Origin of the sequence: Paenibacillus agaridevorans, from assembly GCF_003112455.1 — a bacterium.
Taxonomy (GTDB): domain Bacteria; phylum Bacillota; class Bacilli; order Paenibacillales; family Paenibacillaceae; genus Pristimantibacillus; species Pristimantibacillus agaridevorans.
The window spans coordinates 1-25,287 of sequence record NZ_BDQX01000129.1; the positions used below are offsets into that span (position 1 = coordinate 1).

Annotated in this window: 17 protein-coding genes; 12 read left to right on the forward strand and 5 right to left on the reverse strand. The window is 50.1% G+C overall.

Going from position 1 to position 25,287, the window contains the following annotated elements; genetic code table 11:
• On the reverse strand, window positions 1–2,345 hold a 2,345-nt coding region (locus tag PAT3040_RS12965), incomplete at its 3' end, for an MMPL family transporter (RefSeq protein WP_108992985.1).
• Between the two features lie 98 nt (window positions 2,346–2,443).
• Entirely contained in the window at window positions 2,444–3,058 is a 615-nt protein-coding gene (locus PAT3040_RS12970; RefSeq protein ID WP_087572001.1) for a TetR/AcrR family transcriptional regulator, read from the reverse strand.
• A gap of 263 nt (window positions 3,059–3,321) precedes the next feature.
• On the opposite strand from PAT3040_RS12970, the gene PAT3040_RS12975 reads away from it, so the two are divergent.
• The 3 genes from PAT3040_RS12975 (at window position 3,322) to PAT3040_RS12985 (ending at window position 6,669) form a co-directional block, all read left to right on the forward strand.
• Window positions 3,322–4,017: a response regulator transcription factor gene (locus tag PAT3040_RS12975; RefSeq protein ID WP_108992999.1), complete on the forward strand. Its 696-nt coding sequence runs from the start codon at window positions 3,322–3,324 to the stop codon at window positions 4,015–4,017.
• On the forward strand, window positions 4,007–5,467 hold the full coding sequence (locus tag PAT3040_RS12980) for a sensor histidine kinase (protein WP_181376591.1): 1,461 nt from the start codon (window positions 4,007–4,009) through the stop codon (window positions 5,465–5,467). Before PAT3040_RS12975 ends, PAT3040_RS12980 begins: the two co-directional genes overlap by 11 nt.
• Before the next feature lie 80 nt (window positions 5,468–5,547).
• The gene (locus PAT3040_RS12985; protein ID WP_108992987.1) at window positions 5,548–6,669 is read left to right on the forward strand and encodes a TolB family protein; all 1,122 of its coding nucleotides are present in this window, start codon (window positions 5,548–5,550) and stop codon (window positions 6,667–6,669) included.
• Between the two features lie 86 nt (window positions 6,670–6,755).
• On the opposite strand, the gene PAT3040_RS12990 is transcribed toward PAT3040_RS12985, so the two are convergent.
• The gene (locus PAT3040_RS12990; RefSeq protein ID WP_108992988.1) at window positions 6,756–7,733 is read right to left on the reverse strand and encodes a BadF/BadG/BcrA/BcrD ATPase family protein; all 978 of its coding nucleotides are present in this window, start codon (window positions 7,731–7,733) and stop codon (window positions 6,756–6,758) included.
• A gap of 202 nt (window positions 7,734–7,935) precedes the next feature.
• On the opposite strand from PAT3040_RS12990, the gene PAT3040_RS12995 reads away from it, so the two are divergent.
• Together PAT3040_RS12995 and PAT3040_RS13000 are read left to right on the forward strand one after the other, a co-directional pair.
• Window positions 7,936–8,175, forward strand: a complete 240-nt coding sequence (locus tag PAT3040_RS12995; protein WP_108992989.1) for an AbrB/MazE/SpoVT family DNA-binding domain-containing protein — start codon at window positions 7,936–7,938, stop codon at window positions 8,173–8,175.
• On the forward strand, window positions 8,176–8,499 hold the full coding sequence (locus PAT3040_RS13000; RefSeq protein ID WP_108992990.1) for a type II toxin-antitoxin system PemK/MazF family toxin: 324 nt from the start codon (window positions 8,176–8,178) through the stop codon (window positions 8,497–8,499). It abuts the gene before it with no gap.
• A 182-nt stretch (window positions 8,500–8,681) separates the two neighbouring features.
• Here PAT3040_RS13000 and PAT3040_RS13005 read toward each other — a convergent pair whose 3' ends face one another.
• On the reverse strand, window positions 8,682–10,259 hold the full coding sequence (locus PAT3040_RS13005; RefSeq protein ID WP_181376592.1) for an extracellular solute-binding protein: 1,578 nt from the start codon (window positions 10,257–10,259) through the stop codon (window positions 8,682–8,684).
• A gap of 159 nt (window positions 10,260–10,418) precedes the next feature.
• Here PAT3040_RS13005 and PAT3040_RS13010 point away from each other — a divergent pair, with 159 nt between their 5' ends.
• The 6 genes from PAT3040_RS13010 to PAT3040_RS13035 all read left to right on the forward strand — a co-directional run bounded on the left by PAT3040_RS13010 (window position 10,419) and on the right by PAT3040_RS13035 (window position 23,465).
• Window positions 10,419–12,656, forward strand: a complete 2,238-nt coding sequence (locus PAT3040_RS13010; protein ID WP_108992992.1) for a helix-turn-helix domain-containing protein — start codon at window positions 10,419–10,421, stop codon at window positions 12,654–12,656.
• Between the two features lie 281 nt (window positions 12,657–12,937).
• Window positions 12,938–14,437 (forward strand): ABC transporter substrate-binding protein, encoded by a 1,500-nt coding sequence (locus tag PAT3040_RS13015; RefSeq protein ID WP_181376593.1) that lies wholly within the window; start codon window positions 12,938–12,940, stop codon window positions 14,435–14,437.
• 66 nt (window positions 14,438–14,503) lie between these two features.
• Entirely contained in the window at window positions 14,504–15,454 is a 951-nt protein-coding gene (locus tag PAT3040_RS13020) for a carbohydrate ABC transporter permease (RefSeq protein ID WP_246608466.1), read from the forward strand.
• 44 nt (window positions 15,455–15,498) lie between these two features.
• On the forward strand, window positions 15,499–16,335 hold the full coding sequence (locus PAT3040_RS13025) for a carbohydrate ABC transporter permease (RefSeq protein ID WP_108992994.1): 837 nt from the start codon (window positions 15,499–15,501) through the stop codon (window positions 16,333–16,335).
• Window positions 16,336–16,462: 127 nt separating this feature from the next.
• Complete coding sequence (locus PAT3040_RS13030; protein ID WP_181376594.1) at window positions 16,463–22,840, forward strand: S-layer homology domain-containing protein; 6,378 nt, start codon at window positions 16,463–16,465, stop codon at window positions 22,838–22,840.
• Window positions 22,841–23,018: 178 nt separating this feature from the next.
• The gene (locus PAT3040_RS13035; RefSeq protein ID WP_087572013.1) at window positions 23,019–23,465 is read left to right on the forward strand and encodes an OsmC family protein; all 447 of its coding nucleotides are present in this window, start codon (window positions 23,019–23,021) and stop codon (window positions 23,463–23,465) included.
• A gap of 82 nt (window positions 23,466–23,547) precedes the next feature.
• Here the strand turns inward: PAT3040_RS13035 and PAT3040_RS13040 are convergent, their stop codons facing one another.
• Window positions 23,548–24,327: a hypothetical protein gene (locus tag PAT3040_RS13040; RefSeq protein ID WP_108992996.1), complete on the reverse strand. Its 780-nt coding sequence runs from the start codon at window positions 24,325–24,327 to the stop codon at window positions 23,548–23,550.
• A gap of 284 nt (window positions 24,328–24,611) precedes the next feature.
• Here PAT3040_RS13040 and PAT3040_RS13045 point away from each other — a divergent pair, with 284 nt between their 5' ends.
• Window positions 24,612–24,980 carry a group-specific protein gene (locus PAT3040_RS13045; RefSeq protein WP_108992997.1) on the forward strand — a complete coding sequence of 123 codons (369 nt, stop codon included), beginning with the start codon at window positions 24,612–24,614 and terminating at the stop codon, window positions 24,978–24,980.
• Window positions 24,981–25,287 lie beyond the last annotated feature (307 nt).

Genomic DNA, 25,287 nt, shown 5'->3' on the forward strand with positions numbered 1-25,287 from the left:
AGGTTCGGCAGCAGGCGGTCGAGCCACTTCGGCAGCCACCAGGCTTTGTCGCCGAAGATGGCCATGACGGCCGGCACCAGCGCCATACGAACGAAGAACGCGTCGATCAGAATGCCAAGCGCGAGCGCGAAGCCGATCTGTTTGATCATAATATCATGCGTCAGGACGAAGCCGGCGAATACGGCAACCATGATGACGGCGGCCGCGACAACGACTCGGCTGGCTTGGTCGTAGCCATGGATGACGCTGTTTCTGCCGCGATGGCCATGCACGTACGATTCGCGCATGGAGGAGACGAGGAACACCTGATAGTCCATCGCGAGTCCGTACAGAATACCTGTCACGAGAATCGGAATGAAGCTCATAAGCGGTCCGCCGGTATCCACGCCGAACAGATTGCTCGCCCATCCCCATTGGAATACGGCGGTCGTAATGCCGAACGTGGCAAGCACGCTAAGCAAGAAGCCGACCGTCGCTTTGATCGGAACGAGAATGGAACGGAAGACGAGCAGCAGAATGATCAACGACAGGATCACGATAACGCCGATGTAGGTCGGGAATACTTCCGCAAGCCTGCTGGACATGTCGATGTTAATGGCGGTGAAGCCCGTAACTCCGAGCGTTACTCCGTAGTTGGCGGCGATTGCGGAATCTTTTGCGCGAAGCTCCTGCACGAGGTCCTTCGTCGCCGTGTCCGTAGGACCCGTCTTCGGAATCAGGCTGAGAATGGCGATGTTGCCCTCCGCGTTCATCCCCATCGGCTGCACGACGGATACGTTTTCGTTTTTCTGAATTTCCTGCACGATGCCCCCGAGCACCTCCGGAGCGATGACGCCTGCGGAATCCTTTGGCTCGGCGACGATGAGCAGAGGGCCGTTAAAGCCTTCTCCGAAACCGGCCGAAATCGCATCGTAGCTCTGGCGGGCGGATGTATCCAGGTTCGCGCTGGCGCCGGACGGAATGCCCAGCTCCATCTTCGCTGCCGGGATCGCCGCTGCGCCCAGCAAGACGATTACCGCAAGGATTACCGGCCAGCGGAACTTCACGATGCCTTTTACCCATGCGTCGGCGACGCCATGTTGTTTGGCTGCCGCTTTGGAACGGTTTTTCTCGCGTGCCTTATCGGAGCAGATACGTTCGCCGATCAGACCAAGCAATGCCGGCAACAGCGTAAGAGCGATCAGCACGCTGAGAAGCACCGTAACCGAAGCGACGAGAGCCATCATGCTGAGGAAGGAAATGCCGATAACGAGCAGGCCGCACAAGGCGATGATAACCGTCAGACCGGCGAAGAAAACGGCGCTGCCTGCCGTTCCGACCGCGCGGCCGGCGGCTTCGCGGGCTGTCAGGCCTTGGTCGAAGATGAGTCGGCGCTGTCTGTTTACGATAAAGAGCGCATAGTCGATGCCAACCGCCAGTCCGATCATGAGGGCCAGAACAGGCGTGAACGATGTCATCGTCACAAAGGTGGAGAGGGCGAACGCGCCTCCGACGCCGATCCCTACGCCAAAGAGCGCGGTGATGATAGGCAGGCCGGCAGCGACGAGCGAGCCCAGCGTCATAACGAGAACGACGGCGGCGATCAGAAGCCCGAACACTTCATTAATGCCGATAGGGACCTCGACAGCCTTTAGCGAGTCGCTTGGCAGCGCGGTAATGCCGCTTCCGTCGACGGATTCGGTAACGGCTTCGACCACCGTATCCGTTACGCCTTGCGGCAGCGAGTTCTGCTGCACGGTGAATTGGAATTGGAACAGGGCGATGCTTCCGTCCGTTGCGATCAACACGCCTGGTACAGGCATCCCGTTGATCATGAGCGGCATGTAAGGAGGGAGTTCGCCGCCTGCAGAATTAGCCGCATCGGCCGCTCCTGCCGCAGCGCCGGCGTCAGCGCCCTGAGCAGCATTTTGCGCCGCATCAGCTGCGCCGGCATCTGCGCCTTGAGCGGCCCCCGCCTGGGCACCGCCTTGCGCGGCTTGCCCTGCGCTCAGGTCCGCGCCGGCTGCGGCCGCCAGCTCGGCGGGATTAATAATGTACTCGAGCTCGTACACCTTGCCCACGGTCTCGGTAATCGTCGCGATGCGTTCCGGCGTGTCGAGTCTCTCGCCTTCAGGCGCGGTGAAGAGCACGCTGGCTTGGCCGCCGGACGCCTCCGGCAGCTCTTGCTCCAGCTTGTCGAGCACCTTCTGCGACTCCGTGCCTTCAATCTTCATCTCGGAGCTGACGCTCATGCCGTTGATGCCGAGCATGGCGCCGACGATGCCGATGATCAGAATCCATGCCGCGATAAACGCCCAAGGCTTGCCAAAGGCGGATTTGCCGATACGATACAATAATTTGGACATGCAGTTAGTGTCTCCTTTAATAGCTGAGTTTGAGCTGAATAGATTTCATCCGAATACGTCAAACGTTATTCGGTTCAATAACCTTTGGAACTACCTCGTTAGAAGCCATTCCGCAAGTAACGGAACGCCGTATCGAAGTATTCGTCGAAGGATTGCGCTTCGGGATCGTTGTCGGGCGATTCTCCCGGCAGCAATACGCGAAGCGTCCCGTCAAGCAGCGGCACAATGGTGGAGCATACGGAGCCGGCGAGCAAGTAAGTATAGTCGGGAGGATGCGTCTCCCTGAACAAGCCGGTCAAGAGATTCTGGGCTTCCCGCTGCAAGAGGTGAACAGCGCCCAGGGTGTAGGGTTTCAGGTTGGGGTAACTCTTGGACAGGGTAAAGAGCTGCTTCATTCGGCGCAAGGATTCCTCCGCCAGCTGCATCTTCACGAACTGGTACATGGCGTCGATGGGCGAAGTGGAGTCGGGCATCCGGTTCAGCAGCTCGTAGAATTCGCTGATGTCGTGATACGGCACCGACGCCGTAGCGACGGCTTCTTCCTTGCAGGAGAAATAGTTCGCGAACGTGCGGCGGGAGTATCCGGCCCGCTGGACGATATCCTCCACGACGAAGCCGTCCATCCCGCGTTCCAGCGCCAGCTGAAATGCGGCTTCCGCCAGAGCGTGCCCCGTCGCTTCTTTTTTGATCTCGCGCAAATTTGATTTGTTCATTCTTTTCAGTCACCTCCGCTCATCAAGCGCCCATCTCATAGAAGTCTGAATCCAATATAACATCGAGTTTGCTCAATGAGCAATATTGCACAATGGGCAAATATTTAATATATTGTGAACGTTTCACGATCCAAGCCTCATTGTTCTAGCCTCTGACACATTGTCGAGAGTATACGTTTATCTGCTAAGATGGATTTTGGTTCCAGCCGGAAACCCCTTATAATAGAAGCAGACGATAACGACATGGGGCAGGTGAAAATGCCATGCACGAATCAATCATGGTCATCGAGGACGAAAAAGCGATCGCGGATGCTATCGCATATGCCTTAAAGCGCGAAGGGTATACGGTGGAGGTCATCGATCGCGGGGATCTGGCGGCGAAACGGTTAAGCGAAACTCGGCCCGACGCCATTATTTTGGATGTGATGCTGCCCGGCATGGACGGCTACGACGTGCTAAAGAAGCTGCAGGATAAGGGACAGATCGGCGTCATCATGCTGACGGCCAAGGAAGACATCGTAAACAAGGTGCTAGGGCTGGAGCTCGGGGCTGACGATTATATGACGAAACCCTTCGATATGCGGGAGCTGCTCGCGCGGCTCAAGTCCCTGCTGAGGCGGATGCAGGCCGTCGGCGAGAAGAAGGAGCCGGGAGAGACCCAGCTTGGCGGAGTGAAGGTGCATGTCGCAAGAAGATCGGTTGTCGCGGGAGAACACAAGCTGGAGCTGACGCCCAAGGAATTTGATCTGATGGCGCTGCTGGCCTCGAATCCAGACAGAGTGTACGCGAGGGAGCAATTGCTGGACCTGGTGTGGGGAATGGACTATTACGGCGGTACGCGTACGGTGGATATCCATGTGCAAAGGCTTCGCAAGAAGCTGGGGCCGGATCATGGCGAGATCATCCAAACCGTGCACGGCATCGGCTACAAGGCGTCCGGAGGATACAGTGAGAATTAGCATCAAGCTGAAGTTCAGTCTGTTCCTCGCCGGTCTCCTGTTGCTCACGGTATTCGTGCTCAGCCTGCTGGTCCTGCAGGGAATCGAGCGGAATCAGCGCGCGCAGACGGAGGGGCTCCTCGCGCAGCAAGCCGACACGGCGAACGTCTATTTCATCCAGTCCATCATGGCGGAATCCAGCAAAGTGCCCGAAAACTACCTGAAAACCAAAGGCGCGGAGTTCGGCGAGCAACTGGAGAAGCTGGTCAGCGGGCAACCGGTCGTCTTGTACGATGGGAGCGGCTCCGTTACAAGCAGGAGGACCGCGACTCCTCCATCCGAGAGCGTCAAGCAGACGCTGGTTTATGCGCTGGAGAACAAGACAGCTTACTTGGTGGAGGGGGACTCCATGTATTATTTGACCCCTTTGCGCGTGTTGGGCGAGCAGGTCGGCGTCGTCCAGTTCTATTATTCCCTCGGCGACCATCAAGCCTTTTATGACGAAATCAAGCAGTTGTTCATCTATATCGGAGCCGGCGTATTCGTGCTTAGCTTTTTATTGGCTTACTTGTATTTCAACTCGTTCGCTCGGGGCATCATCAGGCTTAACGATACGGTAGGCCGTATTCGGGAGGGACAGTTCGGGGTCCCGGTCATCAAACGCAGGGACGAGATCGGCGAGCTTGGAGCCGGCATTGCCGCCATGAGCGAACGTCTTATGCTCACGATGCGGGATAAGGACCAGGAGCGGGAGAAGCTGTCGCTTGCGGTTCGCAAGCTGTCGGAGCTGGACCGTCAGCAGAAGGAATTTATCGGCAACGTTACTCATGAGTTCAAGACGCCGCTGACTTCCATTAAAGCTTACCTTGATCTGCTCGACATGTATCCCGACGACGAGGAGTTGCTGGCCACGGCCAAAACCCACATTGCGGGCGAGACGCAGAGGCTCTACGAGATGGTGGAGAAAGTGCTGCAATTATCGGCGATGGAGAAGTACGATTTTGAATACAGCAAGGAACGGCTCGAGGTTGCCGCAACGATTGGGTCGGTGCTGGACGGCCTTAAGGGAAAGATGGACAAGTTCGGGCTTACGCTTACGACGGACTTGCGCGAAGCTTATATAGAAGCCGACAAGGATTACATGAATATCGTGCTGGCGAACCTGCTGGACAACGCGATCAAATACAACAAGGCAAACGGCCGCATCCGCGTCAGCAACGTCGCCTTGGACAATGAGGTCGTCATCGAAATTTCCGATACGGGAATCGGTATTCCGGAAGGGGTAGCGGATAAAATTTTCGAAGCGTTTTATACAGTGGACAAAAACCGATCAAGGGAGCATGGCGGCGCGGGGCTAGGCCTGTCGCTCGCGAAGCGTTATGCCGAGACGCAGGGAGGCGCCATCTCCATCGCGAAGTCGGATGGCAGCGGTACGACGTTTCGAATCGCGTTCCCGATTCAAACCCGATAAGATTGTTTACAACTTGGAAACAACTCTTCGTTCATTCGCAACAAATGGTTGGTATTGTAAGCATCAAGGAGGCGATCACATTGAAAAAAACTAAATTAGCCATCATGGCATGCGTACCCGCATTGCTGCTTACAATAACCGCTTGCAGCGGGGATGACGGAGGAAACCGCGAGATCATTCGGGAGCCAGGGAAAACCATCACCGTCATCGATAATGGGGGCAAGACTCCAGCAGCCGGACCGGCCATTGCGATTGGGGGCATACAGCGATACGAGAAGGTGGATATATTCGGCTGGGTGGACGAGGACACGGTCATTATATCCAGGGAAAACGAGAAGTTGGCGAAGATGGAGCTGTCGGAGCTGTCGGATTCCTACCCGCGCAGTCTGTACAAGTTTAATCTGAAGACGAAAGAACTCGTGCCGCTGAAAGAACAGGAGAACGTCTTTTTGGGAGCGGCCAGCTTGTCGCCGGACAAAAAACAACTGATCTACCAAGAGTACACGCTCGGCGATCCCGTTTTTTATGTCATGGACCTGGAGACGTTGAAGTCGTTCCGTCTATCCGGCGAACCCATCGGAGGGGCTATGAGCGCCAGGTGGACGGACGATGGCAGCGTCATTGGCGCCTCGTACGCCGGCGGGGCCTTCACGGCTACCAAGGGCGGAGACATTGCAAAGATGCCGGAGCTGGAGGAAGAAGGAGCATTGTTCCTCGTCGCCAAGCTGGGCAGCAAGGTCTTGTACAACTCCAATGCGAATGAGACGCTAAGAGTGCTGGATCTGGACACCAAAGCGATCAAGGACATGGGATTGGGCGCCGTGAGCAACATCATTCCTTCGCCTGATGGGAAGCAGCTGCTGGTGGAACAATACGAAGGCTCCAAGGTGAAGCTGTTGCTCTGCGATCTGGACGGAGGCAACGCGAAGACGATCGCGGAAGGAGCGGAGCTTGGCGGAATCTCCTGGTCGGAAGATCAGCGGCTGATTGCATACGGCATGCAAGCCGAGGTGAGCGGCGCGACAGTCAAGGGCCTGTACGTTCACGATTTGCTGTCCGACGAGGTAACCCGGATCGCGGCCGACGTCGAAAACGTGGCAAACACCTCGTGGAGCCCGTCTGGCGACGCGTTGTCTTACTCGGTGTGGAACGGCAGCGGCTACGAAAGCAGCGTCGTCGAGATTCGTACGTCGCACGAATAATAATTAGCGGAAACGGAGTCTCCATACTTCGTGATCGCCTGGCGAGAGCAGTGGTCGGGGGCAGCATCTACACTCCGACCACAACATTATTTTCGTACAGAGGTGCTGCTCCGTAAATTGTGCAGTACCTCTTCGGTGATCGGTTTATTCAATTGGTCCATTGTATATAAAATGGCTCCCGCAACGGGAGGAAGCTTTGGTTTAATAAGGCTATACTTTTTGTTACTGCCGTTTATTAACATGTGGCTCAGGGAATCGAGGAAATAAGAACTGTTGACCACGCTCCCTATAAATGTAACATTTACCGTATCGCTCGAAAAAGAAGCGGCGAGGAGTTCGATGCCGACTTTAATTTGACTCATGGCTCTGTCACACACTCTTATAGCGACAGAACTTCCTTGCCCGGCTGCTTCTGTAATCATCGGCGCAAACTGCCCGAATTTTTTGTCGCGTGCTTGCCTGTCCTCACCGAATCCTTCGCTAGCCAGCTTATAAAATTCAGAGGGAGAGTGTACGCTCCAATGTTCTAGCATGGATTTAATAAGCTTCTCATCGGTATGGTTTGTATGCCCGGCTAAAACTTCATAGGCAGCATCATAAGCGATAAATCTGGCAGCGCTAGCTGCATAATGGCGGAAGTCGTAGTTTCTCAAATATTGTCCGCTCTCTGTAATGGCAACAATAATGGAGCCTGTCCCGGAGATGACGACAATTCCCGGTTTTGCCAACAAGGCCCCATAATGTGCGACTACAGCATCATTAACATGCCATTTGGGACTAGTTAACCCGGGCATGTCCGTTAAGGGGATGATCCATTCAAGATCCGCTTTAGAATCGTATCCGGCAATCCCCGCTGTAACTCCGATCACCTGATGCCGTTCTTTGTTGGCGAGCTCCAGCGCTTCCGAAATAGCCGCCTGTACATTCTGTGAAGCGGAAGCATCCTTATAGATGGATGCAGCTCCTTTTTCGCAATAAGAAAGCACTTTTCCGTTAAGGTCGCAGACCAACACCCTTGTATGAGTTCCGCCCCCGTCAACCCCGATAAGAACGTCATCCGACATAATCTTGAACACCTCGTTTTTTCTTTTGTTTTTTGAATATTATACCAGAAGAATAGGGCGGTTAATGATTATCAAAAATAAGGGGATAAATGACTCATCGATTATGGTATCAGTTTTTATTTAGGTGTATATACTGGTATATACGTTGAGCTGGGGGTGTGATAGAATGCAAGAAAGAAATCAAAAAAAGGAGGATGTCTCCATGTCGACTACCGTGCAAAAGTGGGGGAACAGTCTAGGTATTCGAATTCCTAGCCAAATAGCTGAAAGGATAGCGATAGGTCAGGGATCGGAAGTTGATTTGGTTGTGGGTGAAGATCACACTCTCATTGTGATACCAAAAAAGAAAAAGCCCACATTGGAAGAGTTGTTGGCGCAATGCAAGCCGGAAAATCGACACGACGAAATTGATCTCGGTATAGAAGGGAAGGAAATGATCTAGATGAGTGCGGATCGAGGAGATCTGGTATGGATAAACTTCAATCCCCAAACCGGTCATGAACAAGCTGGGAGAAGATCTGCAATCGTTTTGTCTCCAAAATCATTTAATGACACGACAGGTTTTGTTTCTGTTTGTCCAATCACTCATACGGTAAGAGGATGGGGATATGAAGTGATGTTGCCTGAGGAATTGGTATTTAACGGGGTGATTTTGACGGACCAGGTCAAAAATCTCGATTGGCGAGCACGGCGTATAGATGTCGTCGGTAGAGCTCCCGATGAAGTAGTCAATGAGTGCCTGGATAAAATACGCACTTTTTTGTAAGTTGGCTCCATTTTGTAGATAAATTCGCCGTTCTAACAGATCAACCCGATTCATCTCCCTCCTCTTGAAGGAGGGAGATGAATCGGGATTCGGTATTCTTGATGCACTATCACCTTGTCAGGGTTATCAAATATCATCGTTTTATGCTGACCGCCGGGCAAGCGGTGGGTCAAGTTTAGTTCTTATTGGGCTGCCTCTCGCACCTGCTGCTCAAAATTGGCGATAATTTCATTGCCGTAATAGTTATTCATCAGGTCGGCATGGTATTCCGGCCAGCGCGCGCCCGATTTATCGTAAAAGAGCAGCTTCTTCAGCAGTTCATTTTGCCTGGTACGGAACGCGCCGACATCAATGCCGATCGGCGGCGATAACGTGACGCCCAGCTTAGGTCTTGCGGGCATTTGGGCCAGAAATTCTCTGATTTGCTTGTCTCGCTCGGTCAAGCGCGGATCGATAATCTGCAAGCCAAGCGCCATAGGGGTTTCGGGCGTGAAAAAACGCCAGATGGATAACCAGTCCAAGTCGCCAGAATCGACTGTTGGGCCGCTATTGTTCAAGAGAGTTATCGTGTTGCCGCTCCGTGTGTAGTGTTTCCCCTCCAATCCGTAATGGGTCAGCAGAAAACCCTCCTCGCTGCCAAGCCAATCCAGTATGGCGATAATCTGCTTGGCCTTTACCGGCGCTTTATCCACAACTTTCTTGGAAAAAACGAACGGAGCGCCTGGCGAAGGGATCGTTCCTAACGGTTCGCGGCCAAGCGGGTTGAAAGGAACCCAGTTGGCTTCGGGATTGTAAGCGCGGGATAGAGACTGCAGGCTGCCAGGGTTGGCATCCAACGCAAACTCCGCCGTTTGCCCAAACACGATGCCTATTTTTCCTTTAATAGCCTTTTCCACATGCGCTGATCCTGCATTCAAAAACCAATCTCGGTCAACCACGCCCGCATCAACAACTTTTAAAATATCCTCGACCACAGCTTGCATTCGCAAATCGGATTCCATATCAATTAATTTATCCTTGCTCATGTAAGCGGGATAGACGAGCCCGTGAAGGCCGTACTCCGGCCAATCGGTAGTGAGGCTGTTGCTGTTGCCGGATACAGAGAAGCCATACGTGTCCTGCAGCTTGTTGCCGTCAGGATCATCGTAGGTAAAGGCATGCAGCACCTCGATATATTCCTCGTAGTTGGAGGGCAGCTTCAAGCCTAGCGCATCCAGCCAATCTTGACGAATATAGTAACTGCGATAAGAATTTTTGTCATAGGGGAGCGGCGCGCGAGAGAAGCGGTTATGGATGCGATATTGCTTCAATTCGTTCTCGGTAACCCAATACTTGAAGTAATTCGGCATGGAGGCAGGGGAAACGTAAGGGCCCAAATCGGCTAGTACGCCATATAAGGCCAGTGTAGCCCCCAGATCCTCGGATTGCTCAATCCACATGTCAGGCGGATCATTGGCTAGCAGCTTTGCTTCCAGCTCTGCGGCGTAAGCTGCACCGGAAGGGGCGCTCAATAGCTCTACCTGGACGCCAAATTTCTCCTCAATCGCCTGCAGGACGAAATCCTCGCCATCGGCAGGAAGGGAAGCTTGAGGATTGGCAGGAACAAATAGCGTAATTGTTTTGTCCGGCACATGGTTGGCCGCTGATATCGAATGCAGCAGGGGAACCTGCCGTGAATTCATAACCCATACAAGGGCGCTCAGTAGAAGAAATGGCGCTACAATAAAAATTGCAATGTACGTTCGACTAATCGTGCGCATGTTGTCCTCCCCGCCATGTACTGTAGCGCTTTCAAAACAGGATTGATGATTGTACATGGCCTGTGCTTTAATTATGTTAAACGAATTATAGAGGAAAATCAACGAACTTGAAATCAAAAGCAGGACTGGCCGGTAAGGCGGTATGAAAGAGGGAACAGCATGAAAAGCAACTGGTTCAATCGTTTGCTGATATCTTATTTGCCTATTTTTTTTATTATCAGTCTAAGCTTGTTATTTATGACCTATTTCACTTTAAATGAAATGTCTCGAGACGCCGCTATCCGTGCAAATCAAGCCTTGACAGGCAATATTGCCAAGTTGTTGGATAGCAATCTCGCAAGCATTGATGCGCTCATGCTCTATGAGATCCGCAACAATGCCAGTCTGCGGGATTTTTTCTCTGATGGTGCGGGACCGCAGCAGCAGTTAATCGATGTGCAGGCGTCCGGTTTCTTGAAAGAATTTGTGCAGAACAATCCGATGCTGCATTCCCTGTACTTGTATCGTACACCCGATATGACGGTGCTTACGCCAGCTACGCGTACGAAGCTGGAGCATTTCGCGGATCGCCAGCATATTGGGCTGATGGTGAACAGCAGCGAGCTTTATAAGTGGACGGCACGTGCTATACCCACGGATGGCGGGGATCAGAATTCAGGATTGCCAGTCATTAGTTTAGCGAAAACCGCCAACTTGAAAAACTTGAGCATCATGGTTGCCAATGTGCGCATCGAACTGCTCTACGAATGGATTACAAGCATGGTAGATAAGCAATTGACATTTGTCCATATTATAGATCCACAGGGCAATATCATCGTCTCTACTGTCGAGGCTGCGAAAACGGGCACAGCGGCCAGCGCTAAGGATGTGCTATCGGCAACCTCCTCCGAGCAGACAGGCTGGATTATCGCCAGCGGCAACCGCGACGTCGGCTTGTTTTCTTTTGTTTCCTCCCAATTCTATTTGTGGATGGGGGGAGCTGCTTTTATTGTGGTAGCAGGCTTTTCTTGGATTGTTTTTGTATCCAGGCGGCAATATAAACCGATTCAGGGCTTGATCAGTCTGGCTGCGCGTGCCAGGCAAGGGCAAGCCTCCGCCTCGGTTACCGTTGCAGAGGATGAATTCAAACTGATTGGTTCGGCCATCGAGGAGTTGCTTGACGAGTCGAATGCCTTGCAGGAGCAGCAGAAGGAACTATCCATTTATCACAAGCGCCATCTGTTTCTCAGCTTGATGGAAGAGGTTCACACGGAAGCCAATTTCGGGTCTTATTTGACAGAGGAAATGCTGCGGCTTGGGATAGACAAGCCGACGACGGGCACGATGGTTGCTATCGTCGAAATTGATAGCTACGAGGAGTTTGCCAACCAATATCGCGATGACCAGCACTTGCTGAAATATATTCTTGGCGCCGCCATCAAGGAAGTGACGGAAAATAAACCCTATACGGTATGGACAGAATGGATTTCAAATGCCAAATTGGGCGTCCTTTATTTGTTCCATGATGGGGAGAGCGAGCAAGAAGCGTATGAGCGCAGTGAGGAGCTGCGTGACTGGGTTGCCAATAATATGGACTTTACGGTTACAATTGGCATCGGCAGCATGGCGCAGCGGTTAGAGCTTACAGCAGAATCGTTTCAAGGGGCGATTGCGGCTATCGGCTATAAATTTTCACTCGGTATGAACCGCCTTATTTGTTCAAGCGATATTAGCGCCCAGCCCAAGGGGGAACTGTTTCGGCAATTGCAATATGTGCGGGTCATAAGCAAATCGATAAGGCAAGGCGAGGACAAGTGGCAAGCCTACTACGAAGAGATGCTGCAAGTATTAAGCGGGCAATTAAACACTCGGGAAGATGTCATTAATTTGATGCAAGCGTTGACTGGTTACTTACAAAAGGATATGGCTGAACTAGGGGATGAAATTTATACGATGTGGATGGAGGAAGTCTATCCATCGCTGCAATTGATTCTAGAAGAAGAAACGCAAAAGGAAGTTATTCATGCCTATCAGCAGCAGTTGAAAAAGGGCTTTGAGCAAATCCGTCAGTTGCGTGAAAGCAAACTGGCACATCAGCAAATGCATGCTATCAAACAATACATTGAGGAACAATATAACAACGCTGATCTGTCGCTATCCCATCTTAGCGAAGTATTCAATTTTAGCACCAGCTATTTGAGCCGTCTGTTTCGTGAAGCCTTCGGCATGAAATTCATCGATTTTGTTACCAGGGTGCGGATGGAAAAGGCAATTGAATTGCTTGCCGAAACGGAGGAAGCCATTCAGGATATCGGACGTGCGGTCGGTTATGACCAATCGCTGACCTTTATCCGAGTGTTTAAAAAGTATACGGGGGAGACACCGGGGCAATATCGAAAAAAACTCCGGACGGAATAAGGGGCAGGATCAAGAAGGCAGCCATCAAGTTAAAGCCAAAAATGGCGGTGCAATCTCCATTGCATCGCCATTTTTTGCGCCGTTTTATAAGGAAAGTATAAAAAAAGGCTATTGTATATAAAAGGTCTATCGACGGTTTTGCAGCCTGGGTAGAGGTTTCATCTATATCAAATAATTCGTCTATGTACATAAGCAATTTGCGGATGTTACGTTGGCAAGGCAATCGTAATAACAATTCATTTGGAAAGGGGATCAACATGAAAATGAAAGGGAGAATGAGAATGAGTTTGAAGCAAGGAATGAGAAAAACGGGGTTTCAGTTTGTTTTGATTAGTTTATTGATTGTCGGATTGTTATCCGCCTGCGCCGGTGGAAACAACACAGGAGGGAACGGCAACGCCGGGAGCGGGCAGCAGGAAAATGTAAATCCGGAAAGCAGCTCTAATAGCGGGGCCGATTCTTCGACCGGAGTGTATGCAGAGAATGGCTTGTCGAAAGAGGAGAAAGTTACTCTAAAATTGGCTTTCTGGGAAAATGGCGGCGGACGGGAATGGATCGACCACGCTATTGAAACGTTTACGGCAAAGTTTCCAAATGTAACTTTTGATGTTACCTACTCACCGACGATTGAAACCATCATCGCTACCAAAATTGCAGCCAATAACGATAGCGATATGTATGATATTTTTTCTACCTCGATAGCTGGGGAGGGCATACATCAGAGTCTGGCTGCCGCCAAAAAAATAGAGCCTCAGGATGATCTGTGGGATCGCAAAACCTATGATAGCGACAAAACGTTGCGAGAACAGCAATCCGGTGTTTATGAAGGAACGGGCAGTATAGAAGGCGTTATGTACTCGTTGCCAACAACGCAAAGCGTTACCGGATTGTTTTTTGATAAAAATCTATTCGAAGAAAAAGGATGGAATCAAAATCCCCGCACCTGGTCGGAGTTCGTTGAACTGGTAGATACGATAAAAGCGGATGGACTTACTCCAATTACTTATCCCGGCAAATATCCGGCTTATCTGAATTTCAGCTTCGGGTTGGCCCAACAATATTCGATCGCCGAAGCTAATGGCAAGCTGGACGAATTTAATGATGTATATCGCAATTATAAACATCCTTACTTTACTCGTGAGGAGACCAAGCAACTCTACAACCATATTTATGAGTTAGGTAAAAAGGGAGCTTTTCCGAACGGTGTTGCGGCTTTAACACATACGCAATCGCAGATGCAATTGCTGCAAGGCCAGGCTGCGATGGCTTCCACGGGGGAATGGGTACAAAATGAAATGAAGGAGTCTACGCCGAATGGCTTCCAATGGGGCTTCATGCTTGTGCCGATGACCGAGAATCCGGATGATACCAAGTATCATATGAGCTATACCCAGGGCGGCCACTATATTTGGGCGGCTAAACCGGAGTTGAACAAGCAATGGGCAAAAGAATTTATCGTTTGGCTCTGGAACCTGGACGTGCAATCTCTTGTTGCGGAAAAAGGAGGCTCTCTGCCTGTTCGCAATGATTTTATGAATAGCCCGGAATTGGTAGACAAATTGCAAGATGCCCCCAAGGCGGTTATGGAGTATATGAAAAACAATCAAGTGAAAGGTGCCAGCTTTTCTCGTGATGGTGTAGTTTCCGATATTAATGCCGATCGAGCTAACACGATTGTGACGGAAATGCTTAATGATGTGGCTTTGGGCAGGCTTGACCCGGCTGCCACATTGCAGGAAGCGGATGACTTGTTAAAAAAAGCAATCGAGTCAGTAAAATAATAGCTGGCTTTGGTCAGGCGCTTGCTGCGGAGGCAGCGCTTGGCCATACAGAAGGAGAAGAATAAATTGATTCAAAAACAGGAGCGTGCAGCATCGCTAAATTATGGCAATCGCCCGGGTTGGAAAAGCAAAGAAGCTTCGCAAAAGTGGATATTTATTTTAATGGCCACGATTCCGGCATTCGGCGGTTATCTATTATTTACACTCTATCCGAACCTACTATCGGTGTACTACGCGTTGCTTGACTGGGACGGCATCCGCGAACCGAAATTTGTTGGTATTCAAAACTTTATCGTCATGTTTGAAGATCCATTCGTCTGGCGGGCGCTAAAAAATAATGTACTATATGGCGTTATCGTGCCGCCGTTTGTCATTGTCGTATCGATCTTGCTGTCTTACATTTTGGTATATAAGAGCTATCGTATGAATGCCGTTTACAAGGTGCTATTCTTTTTCCCGAATGTGCTGTCTGTCGTCGCGGTAGCCCTCTTATGGGCATTTATATATGATGGATCATTCGGCATCTTAAATGCCGGTTTGAAGCTGGTTGGCATTGACGTTGGCAACTATTATTGGCTGGGGGAAAAAAGCACCGCTATGTGGGCCATTATTCCGCCGACGGTATGGTGGGCAGTGGGCTTCTACTTTGTCATTTTTATGAATGCCATGGTCGGAATACCCAAATCGCTTTATGAAGCTGCTATTTTGGAAGGGGCCTCTCATAGACAACGGCTTGTGCAAATTACGTTTCCGCTTCTCATGCCGATTATTCGGGTCTCGGCGATCTTTCTCATGTTAAGCATGTTCAAAGGCTTTGAAAATATATTGATTTTAACAAATGGCGGACCTTCGGGATCTACCAATGTCATCGGGCTCTATATGTTTAATATTGCTTTTGGCACGGGCAATCATAATTATGGTTATGCATCAGCAATCGGGATGTTTCTGTTCGTTATTCTCGTATTGGCGAAGCTGCTCATTGATAAGCTGACTGCCGGCCGGGATGCGGAGTATTAACTTGTAAAGCAAGCTTGCTTCGCAAGGTTTTAGGAGGATTTGTTGTGAAAGAAAAAAAATCAATTGCGGATTGGCTGTGGAATCTTGCGCTTCTGTTATGGGCGCTAACCATTATTTTTCCATTGGCCTGGATTTTTTATGAGTCGCTGAAGACGAATCAGGAGTTTTTTCAAGATGTGTGGAAGCTGCCTGGCCAACTGATTTGGCAAAATTATTCGGATGCCTGGAACGAATACAGAATCGGGCAGGCAATGCTTAACACCGTTTATTATGTTGGCGTTAGCCTTATAATCGGCACTTTTCTGACCGCGATTAATGCATATGTGTTGACTCGTATGCAATTTAAGGGACGCTCGGTCATGTGGGGACTTATTATGTTGTCCCTATTTTTACCTGGCATTAATGCGCTTGTACCCCAGTATGTGCTAATGCGCGATCTGGGGCTTACAAACAGTCTGACAGGCCTTATTATCCTCGATAGTTTTAGTGAAAGCGCTTTTTACCTCATGATGTTAGGCGGATTTATGCAATCTTTGCCCAAGGAATTGGAAGAGAGCGCATCTATTGACGGCGCTTCCATCTTTCAAACGTTTTTTAGAATCATTCTTCCGCTGTCGACCGCGGGGATTGTAACGGTTGCGATCTTTAAATTTTTGAATTTGTACAATAACTTTTTAGGCCCTTTTATTTATCTCAGCGATCCGGACAAGTATACGGTTGGCGTAGCCATGTATCAGGCGAATCAGATTATGCATTACAAGTCCGACTGGGTTACGTTATTTGCCGGGCTGATGATTACGATGGTGCCTCTGATTGTTATGTATATGGTGTTTCAGAACCGGGTTCGGGAAGGAGCCACATTAGGGGCGATAAAAGGGTAGCTGCCTGCTGGCAAATGACCGTGTTGCAAAGTGTTTACTAATGGATCGAATCGTACTTCCCCCTTTCCTGCGCATAGAAAGGGGGAAGCGGCCTGGTCCGAACTACTGGAAGAGGAGCAGATATCGCATGAAAAATAAAAGATTCAAAAAAACAAGCGTTATGGTGCTAGTTTGCGTCATATTAAGCTCACTTGTCGCCAATTTAAGCGTACTGGCCAATGAATCCTTTTCAGTTGATCCCACATTCGACAGGCATGCTTTTCCGATTGGCATATACGTTCCGCCGGCGCCGCATGAAAGCAACAGCGCAGTAATGAAGGAAATCGCCGATATGAATGTCAATTTTATCGTCGGCGGCAATTCCAACTATTACATCGATACGAATCAACGGATTCTGGATTTATCCTTTGAGAATGATCTTGATTTGTTGGTTGCGCACACAAGCTTTCTTTTCAAGGAAGAGTTTATTAACCAGTTTAACAGTGATCAAGAAGTGACAGTTGCACCAGGACAATCCTGGGTGCAATCTTTCCAGGTCCCGCTTGAAGGCGAGGGATGGAGCATTTATGATGTCAACTTTGCAGTGTCCGACTGGCCCGACGAGGCGATTCTCAAAGTCGTTGTTTACGGTGCTGATTCTGTAAGCGGCATAAGAACCAGCGAAAAGGTGTTAGAGCTCGCTAATATGTCCTATATTCCCAGGGATGAAGAGGGTTACCTGATTCCTAAAATCGGGTTCGGCGAGTTTCCGGTCAACAAGGGACAAACGTATTATTTTGAATTGAGCACTACGCATGCGGAAGGAATCAAGATCAGGTCGAATTCCGCCAATGTGTATCCGGAAGGGATGTCCTATCTGAATGGCGCTGCCCAGGCGGGAGATCTCAGGTTCAAAGTCGACTTTGGCGCTCATCTGTATCAAGAGGGCTTCAATGGCACAGAACGGGCAATGCCGTCACCGGAAGCGCTGGGCACCGTGTCGGATTACTTCAAGCACCATCCTGCCATGATGGGCTACACGCTGCTGGACGAGCCTTCCGCCGATGAGTTTCCTGGCGTGGAAGCAACAATGAATATGTTGAAGGAGTCGGACCCGTACAATCCGTCTTTTGTCAATCTGTACCCCAGTGAAGCGCAATCGCCGGATTTACGCTGGGATCAATTGAAGATAGATGCCAATGCGACTACGGAAGAGCTAAGTTCGGCCAAGCCTCTCGGGCAGACTTTCCGCACAGGCAGCGATCAGACCGGCCTGCATACGGTGCAGTGGTTTGTTGACCAGGCTACCTGGTCCAATGAGGAGGAGCTGACGCTCACGCTGTGGGATTCGCAGAACAAGGAACAAATTGTGGCGCGGCAAACGCTGAACCGTTCAGAGGTTACTGATAATTGGCCGGTATTCACGTTGCATGCTGAAGTTGAGCCGGGTACGATGTACTATATGGAGCTGACCCATAATGGCGGCGGCAATGATGCCATTGCTGTTACTCGTTCGGTAATTGGGCACAAATGGTACAATTTAGGAAACGCTTACATTGAAGGCAGTAATGTGAAGTCGGACTTCTGGTACACCATTAATCGGATCGTTGAAGGTTTTAGCTATGACGATTATGTATACAGATGGGTGAGGGCAGAGCCGGAGTATGTTGGTTTTGACACGTACCCGTTCAGAGTGAATGGGCTATTCGAAGCGTACTATTACAATCTGGAAACGATACGACGACAATCGAAAGAATCCGAACTGGATTTTTGGTCCTTTTTGCAATCAATCGGATTTGGCGATCAGAATGTGCCTTTGAGCGCGCGGGTGCCGAATGAAGATGATTTGCGCTACAATATTTTCACCAATCTTGCGTACGGCGCCAAGGGGCTGATGTATTTCACATATAAGACGCCGCCATATCCGTATTTTATTGACGGCATTATTCGTCCTGATGGCACCAAATATCAATCCTACGAATGGGCGAGGAAGCTGAATGAGCAGCTGCTGTACCTGGGGCCGACCTTGACCCGGCTTACATCGCAAGAGGTGTATCACCACAGCCCGGGGAGTTTGCCACGCGGAACGAAGGGGCTCCCCCAGGATTTTTTCTGGCAGCCGAATCAAGGCGATGTGCCTCAAATTATTAGTACCTTCCATGATGAAGAGGGCGTCATTTATGTCATGGTTGTAAACCGCAATATTAATGAGACTGGAGGACCTTCACCAGGTAACCAAACGCTTACGTTCAGCTTAGATCAAGCTATTCATAATATTGTAGAAATTTCTAAAGAGAGCGGTCGGGAGAAACCAGCCAATTTCAATACATCAACCGGGGTGTTGTCTGCAGTATTTGCTCCAGGCGAAGGAAAGTTGTACAAAACGAATCTTCGCGCTGATCTGAACCGCAAGCCAGTTGCCTACAGTCTCTATAAAGAGATAGCTGACTTGAATCCGGTTGAAGGGACCCTGAGTGCGAATGATCCTGATGGTGACGCATTGGTATATGAACTTGTTGGCAACCCGTCAGGGGGAGAGGTTGTTCTGGGCAGCGGAGGCACCTTTACTTTCACTCCAGACCAGACCTTCAGCAAAACGGGATCATTCAGTTATAGGACGACCGACGACAAGGCCGATTCGAATGTTGCGACAGTTACAGTAGCGCTGGCGTCAGAGAACTCCGGCAATGGTTCTCATAGAGCGCCTGCTGTGACCGATGTATCTCTATCACCCGGGAACGTTGTTGGAACGACTCAAGTTTTGGCACAGCCAGAAGCAGGCAATGCGATCATGGTGCAAGTTTCGCAGCAACCGGTCAGCGTGCCTCGAGCTGGAAACGAGGCGCCGCCATTAACCGAGTATGATGGAAGTGAGCTTCCTGCTGCAGTTGGCGATTATGTCGCTGTATATGAAGTTGACAGCAATAATAAAATTGTCCGTTTCAGCCTCTTATCCGTCAAGCTCAGTCATATTCAGACCAAAATCGGCTTTGCATTTGAAGGCAAGTTTCCAATCGGCGTTAATCATACGGTAAAGCCGCAGGAAGGAAGTGCATTTCTAGAGCAAGTTGATCGCATTCGCAATATGAACGCGAACTTGATTATTGCTTCTGATTCCGTGAACAGTATTGCTTATCAAAAGCAACTGCTTCAAGAAGCAAGCGATAAAGGAGTAAAGGTTCTGGCCGGGTATCAATACGCCAAGGCATCGGAGACGATCAGCCAGCCTGAAGTCAATATGGTTTATGGAGTGCTTCCTTGGTACTGGCATGGACAATTATTTACTACGCCTGCCAATAGTGGAACATGGAGCTTGGAATCGATTGCTTTAAATACCCAAATCAATGCTGCCGAGCCGTTGCAAGCTCCAGTGAATCTGGAGTTGATCGTATATGAGTCTCCTGACAGATCCAAGGAAATCACCAGAAGTTCATTGGTCCTGCCAGCCGGAGAATCAGGCGAGCATACACGTGCGTTTACATTTAGCGGTGCGGCTTTGGAGCCGGACAAACAATATTATATGCAATTGATGACGGATTCGATATCCAATACTGGCATTGGCTATTACAATCAGGCAAATACCGGCTATGATAGTGGCGGGGCTTATGTTGGCGGTCATGCCAGCCAGCTTGGCGAGTATCGGAATTATGAGGATCTTGCCTATGAAATCTCGCTGGCCCAAGTTGAAGGGGATACGTTTACGCCAGACAGCCGTCCGTCCGATGAGCATCTGTCATGGCTATTTAATGAGCTGGGCGATTATAACTCATTGCTGGGTTACAATTTGCAACGGCGAGCCTATGAGCCGCTATATGACCAATTAGCTGCTGCGGCCGCATATCTAAAGACGATTGATCCAGATCGGTTATCCTATGTAAGCTTGCCAGGCGTTGATCGAAACGGAGGGTTTCTTAACCCGTCTCAGCTAATCCGCGAACGGGTCCGCACAAAGCCTGGGCAAACATTGCTACAGTCCATAAAAATGTCTAATGGCATGAGTACAAATATATGGGCGCCAGCACGAGTAAACGTTTATGATGCCGAGACTGAAAGCTTGCTGGGACAATCGGTGCAGATTCACTCCAAGCCTGCCGATAGCCAGCCGACGTTTACATTCAGTCCGCCGCTCTCTTTGGCCGAAAATACGGAATATATTTTTGAACTTGACCTCGATAACGGCTATGAAGACCAGGTTTGGACCAACTGGAGAATCGACCCTTACGGAACATTGGAAGTGGATGGTCAATTAAAGGGAGGAAAACTTTTTACAACGATTAATGGAGAAGAACATGATGACCAGGTATCGGAATGGATGGGCGCTGCCGCAAGCACGGGGTTGCTCGTTATGGATTCTTATAATTACCACCATGGCGGCGTTCAACTGGACAATTACTTTTTGCTGCTTGATCGATTTAGCAAGCAGGCAAAGGAAAACGGAGTGCCGCTCTGGGCAACCATTCAGTCCGCCGCAGAAAGCTTCCAATCCGTACCTGTGCCCGTTACTTCGCAAGGTCAAATGCGCTTTCAAGCCTATGCTGCGCTTGGTTATGGCGCAAAAGGTCTGTTATATTCCGCCTATGCTTCCGATGCCAATTATACCGATGCTCTAGTTGGCAGTGACGGGACGCCTGCAGCTTCGTACGGCTGGGCGCAGCAGCTAAACAGTGAAGTTGCGGAACTGGGAGAAGTCATGCTGCAATTGGAGCTTGAGCGCGTATATCATGCTTATCCTGCTAATGATATCCCTGAATTAGGCGTGAGCAAGCTGCAAGCAGACGATTGGGTGCAGTTGCCTTCCGATACTCCAAGAGTCATGATCAGTACCTTTACAGACACCGAGGGACAGCGATATTGGCTGGCGGTTAACAAGGATACTGAAAACGCGCAAGATTTTACGTTTACAATACCTTCTGCTCCGTCTCAACTGCTGGAAGTATCGAAGACCGATGGTGCTCATGTACCTGTTCATAATTACAATCAATTGGATGGAAGCTTCAACGCAACATTAGCCCCCGGAGAAGGCAAGCTCTATAAAATGACCTATGTTTTGTCAGCCGCCGATCATAGTGTGTCTGTCAAGCAAGGTGAAATTTTTAAGGGGAACTTGCCGGCAAGCGGTCTGGTTTACTCAATGGCAGAGCATCCATCAAAAGGCATTGTTTATTTGGATAGGTCAACTGGCGGCTTCGAATACGTACCTTATCAGGGAGCGATGGGGAATGATTCGTTCCAATACAAGGTTTCCAACGGTTCTCAAACCGAGACAGCTACTGTGCACCTGAATATTGTTCCCTATGCGCCAGAAGTAGCGGGGGGAGCAGTTATTGCCATCGATAACGGCGAAGTAGGCATAATTGCTTCGGCTGGGCAGAATGAACGCCTGGTGCTGAAGACGAGCAAAGAACAGATGTACCAACGCAGTATTGAACGTTTTAAAACACCGCATGTGGGGGATCCTGCTCCTGTCGGCTACGATGTAATTGATAACTATACCGGCGGCAATCTTGATCTGGAGACAGACCTGCCATTAGGAGAAGGCAGCTATATCGGAGTGTACGTGGTAGGAAACGACAATGCCATTCGAGCATTCAGTTTGTTGCGATACACGATGAACCATGCGCCCGTGTCTCAAAATGTGTCGCTTGATGCATATGCGGGACAAAATTCGCAAGGAACGTTTTTGGCAACAGATGCGGACGAGGATACACTGACATTCCGTATATGGGAACAGCCTGCACAAGGTCATTTGAGGGTGGATCGGCACTCCAATCGTTTCATTTATACGCCCCGAAAAGGAGCGAGTGGTACGGACACCTTTACCTACTACGCCATTGATGGCAAGGACCGTTCCAATTATGCTACGGTCACAGTTACTTTACAAGAGCAACAAGGGGGAGGGGGAACGTCCCCAGGCACTGGAGTAGTAGTAGGAGGAGGAGGAACGCCCCCAGACACTGAAGGGGAAGGCGAAACGCCTTCAGGCGCTAACCTGGTATTTAACGATATAAAGGGGCACTGGGCTGAGGCTTCCATTTTAGAGGCAGCCCGCCGGGGAATTATTTTAGGCTTTGGCGACGACACATTCCGTCCACAGCACGAAGTTACTCGCGCTCAATTTATCGTGATGCTGCAACGGGTATTGCAATTCGAAGGAAACGAGTCGAATCGTAGTTTCTCCGACCTGCATGCGGTTGGATCATGGGCGCGTTCGCCGCTGCTGAAAGCTGTGGAAGCGGGATGGCTGACCGGATATCCGGACGGTACATTACGTCCTAACGCTCCGATTACCCGCACGGAGATGGCAATGATGATTACGAGAGCGTTAGGACTTCGGCTGGACAATTCCCATCAGCCCTCATTTGCGGATGCCGAGCAAATTCCAAACTGGGGCAAGGCTGCTGTGGAAGCGGCAAGAAGCAACGGCCTGCTGCGCGGGCAAGCGAACAACCGCTTCAATCCTGGCGCTAATACGACCCGTGCGGAAGCAGCAACGCTGATGCTGCGCCTAATAGTTGATGTAGAATGATACGGTGACACGGAAGGGCCATCCTGCGAGGGATGGCCCTTTGGTCGTCTTACAACAGGAGAAGGCGGAAGAGATTGACAGTAATCAAAATCAATCCTATAATACTCATAATACCTATTGGATAAGTAAGATTTAATTATTATGGGAATATACCTGATCATCAAAGGAGAAATAGGACATGGCTGCTGTTCAAACCTTCAAAGCAACTGCAAATTTACTAGATGGAGTTAAAGTTAAAACAAGCGTCCGACAGTTCGAGCTCATAATCGATGAACCTAAGAGTCTGGGAGGAACAGATACCGGGATGAATCCGGTAGAAGCTCTGCTTGCCTCGCTGGGCGCATGCCAATCTATCGTTGCTAGAGTCTACGCACCTAAGTTTGGCGTTAAGCTCGATGATTTTCAAGTAGACGTTGAAGGCGAAATTGACCTCGATGGATTTTTTGACAGATCCTCGGTCCGTCCGGGCTACTCCGACATCCGATATACCTTCCGAATCAAAACAGATTCACCGAAAGAAAAGGTTGATGAGTTTGTACAATTTTTGGAGAGCAAATGCCCGGTTGGAGATACGATTGCAAATCCGGTCAATCTTAAACTAAATAGCGTCATTATTGAAAATTAAGAAGCCGCGCTAGAACGTGGTTGAGGGCTGTGACAGGTTGCCGAAGGGCAGGCAACCTGTTACAGCCTTGTTGGCTTTTCGTTTAAACCTTCTGAATTTTGGCTGGGTTGTTGATTTTGTACGGAACGGGGTGCTTCGTCAGCTTCTTGGGCACCAGCTTTGCCTCGAACGTGATGGTGTCGCCGACGGCCAGCTCCAACTTCTTCAACGTTGCGCTATGGCTCGACCAAGCGCTGCCTAACTCAAGTAGCGGTTCTGAGATCGTTACGGCTTCGTAAATGATAACCTCGTCGTCATTGTCCGAGAAGTGGTTGGGAACGGTCGTGAACTCTTGTACCGTTGCAGTCACGCTTACTTTGCCATCCGGGAGCTCGATCTTCTCCTTTTTGCTTTTCTTGGCCGGAGCGTCCGGCTTTGGCGTAGCCGGCAGGGATGAAGGCTCGCTTGCTCGCGCGTTGTCTGCGGCATCTGTATCCCAAGGCGGCGCATCGGCCGTAGCGGTGTCAACTGCCTCGGATTCGGCCTGAACGGCAACTACGGAATCGGCTTGCAAGGCGGCTTCTTCCGCACTCTCGACTGCGGCAGGGGCTTTGCCCCCGAAGCTTGCCGCCTGCATTTCCTTCAGATAGGAGGGATGTATGCTGTGCAGTTGGCCGTTCTCGAAACGAATGACAGCCGTTACTTTATCAGTGTATCCGACAATTTCGCAGGATAGGCTTTTGCCGTCCCGCTTATATGCGAGAACTTTCATCTTGGCGGCCTTCTCCGAGATGAGCCCCCATTCCTTGCCCTTCTCAAGCAATTCGCTTTCATTGTCGAACGTCGTATAGGCGCTCGGCTCAATCGTGAAGACATGTTCCATGGCTTGTCCGCCTTTCCCATAGTGATGACATGATTTTACCATTTTTCATACCAAAGGGGTAATGACGAAATTTGCCGGATAAAATGAAAAACGGTTTGTTTGAATCGGCATGAATCCTGGTTCGTTAAGAGAAGAGTTGACATCTCCAACTGTAATCATTATAATTACAGTAACAACCAATAAATAATTGGTTTTGAAGGAAAGTATTTTTTTTGAGTGAAGTGTACACGCAGTTGTTACAGTTGGGTGATGACAAATACAATGGGGATAGGCGGTGCATGGAGATGAACATAAACGTCAGCGATTGGGTGCATGGAAGAACGAGCGATGGCGAGATGGTATACGGCTTTGTGGAGTCGATGGATGTGCTGCAAGGACTTGTCGCGCTGCACGTGGTCAAGTCGGATAACGAAGAACGGGTAGGGCGGCCCGTTAGGGTAAGATTGGCTACGATCAAGCCCGTCTCCGATTCCGCTTTGACGGATCTTAGGCACGCCGACGAACTGATCGATCTGGCCTTGGCCACGTGGGACGAGGAGTGGTTCATGGAACTGACGACATCGAATTCGGGAAAAGAGCGTAAGCGGCAGAAACACGAGGCGATTATTCAAACGGCTCCTCCGGTCAATCGATTGGGCAAGTTTATTCAGTAAAGCAAGATGGGTACGAGTGATCGCGTGTGGGGGAGTGTGCGTGCGGGAAACAATCAACGGGGAGAAGGGACGATTGCATCAGCGGCCTGCCCTCCCCTTCGAACATATAGATAACGGGGCTGTTCTCATCGTCGACCGTGACGTTGGGAGCAGCCTTGTTGTGGTTGATGGAGCATTCTTCAATTCTTCTCAATCGCAGCTATTCGGCTTGAAGAGGCGGGTGCCGAGACGGAAGTATACACACTGGGGCCCGATCCGCCGAATGTAGCTGAAAAATCAGCTACAATGCGCCGCGCTGGGGCCCGAT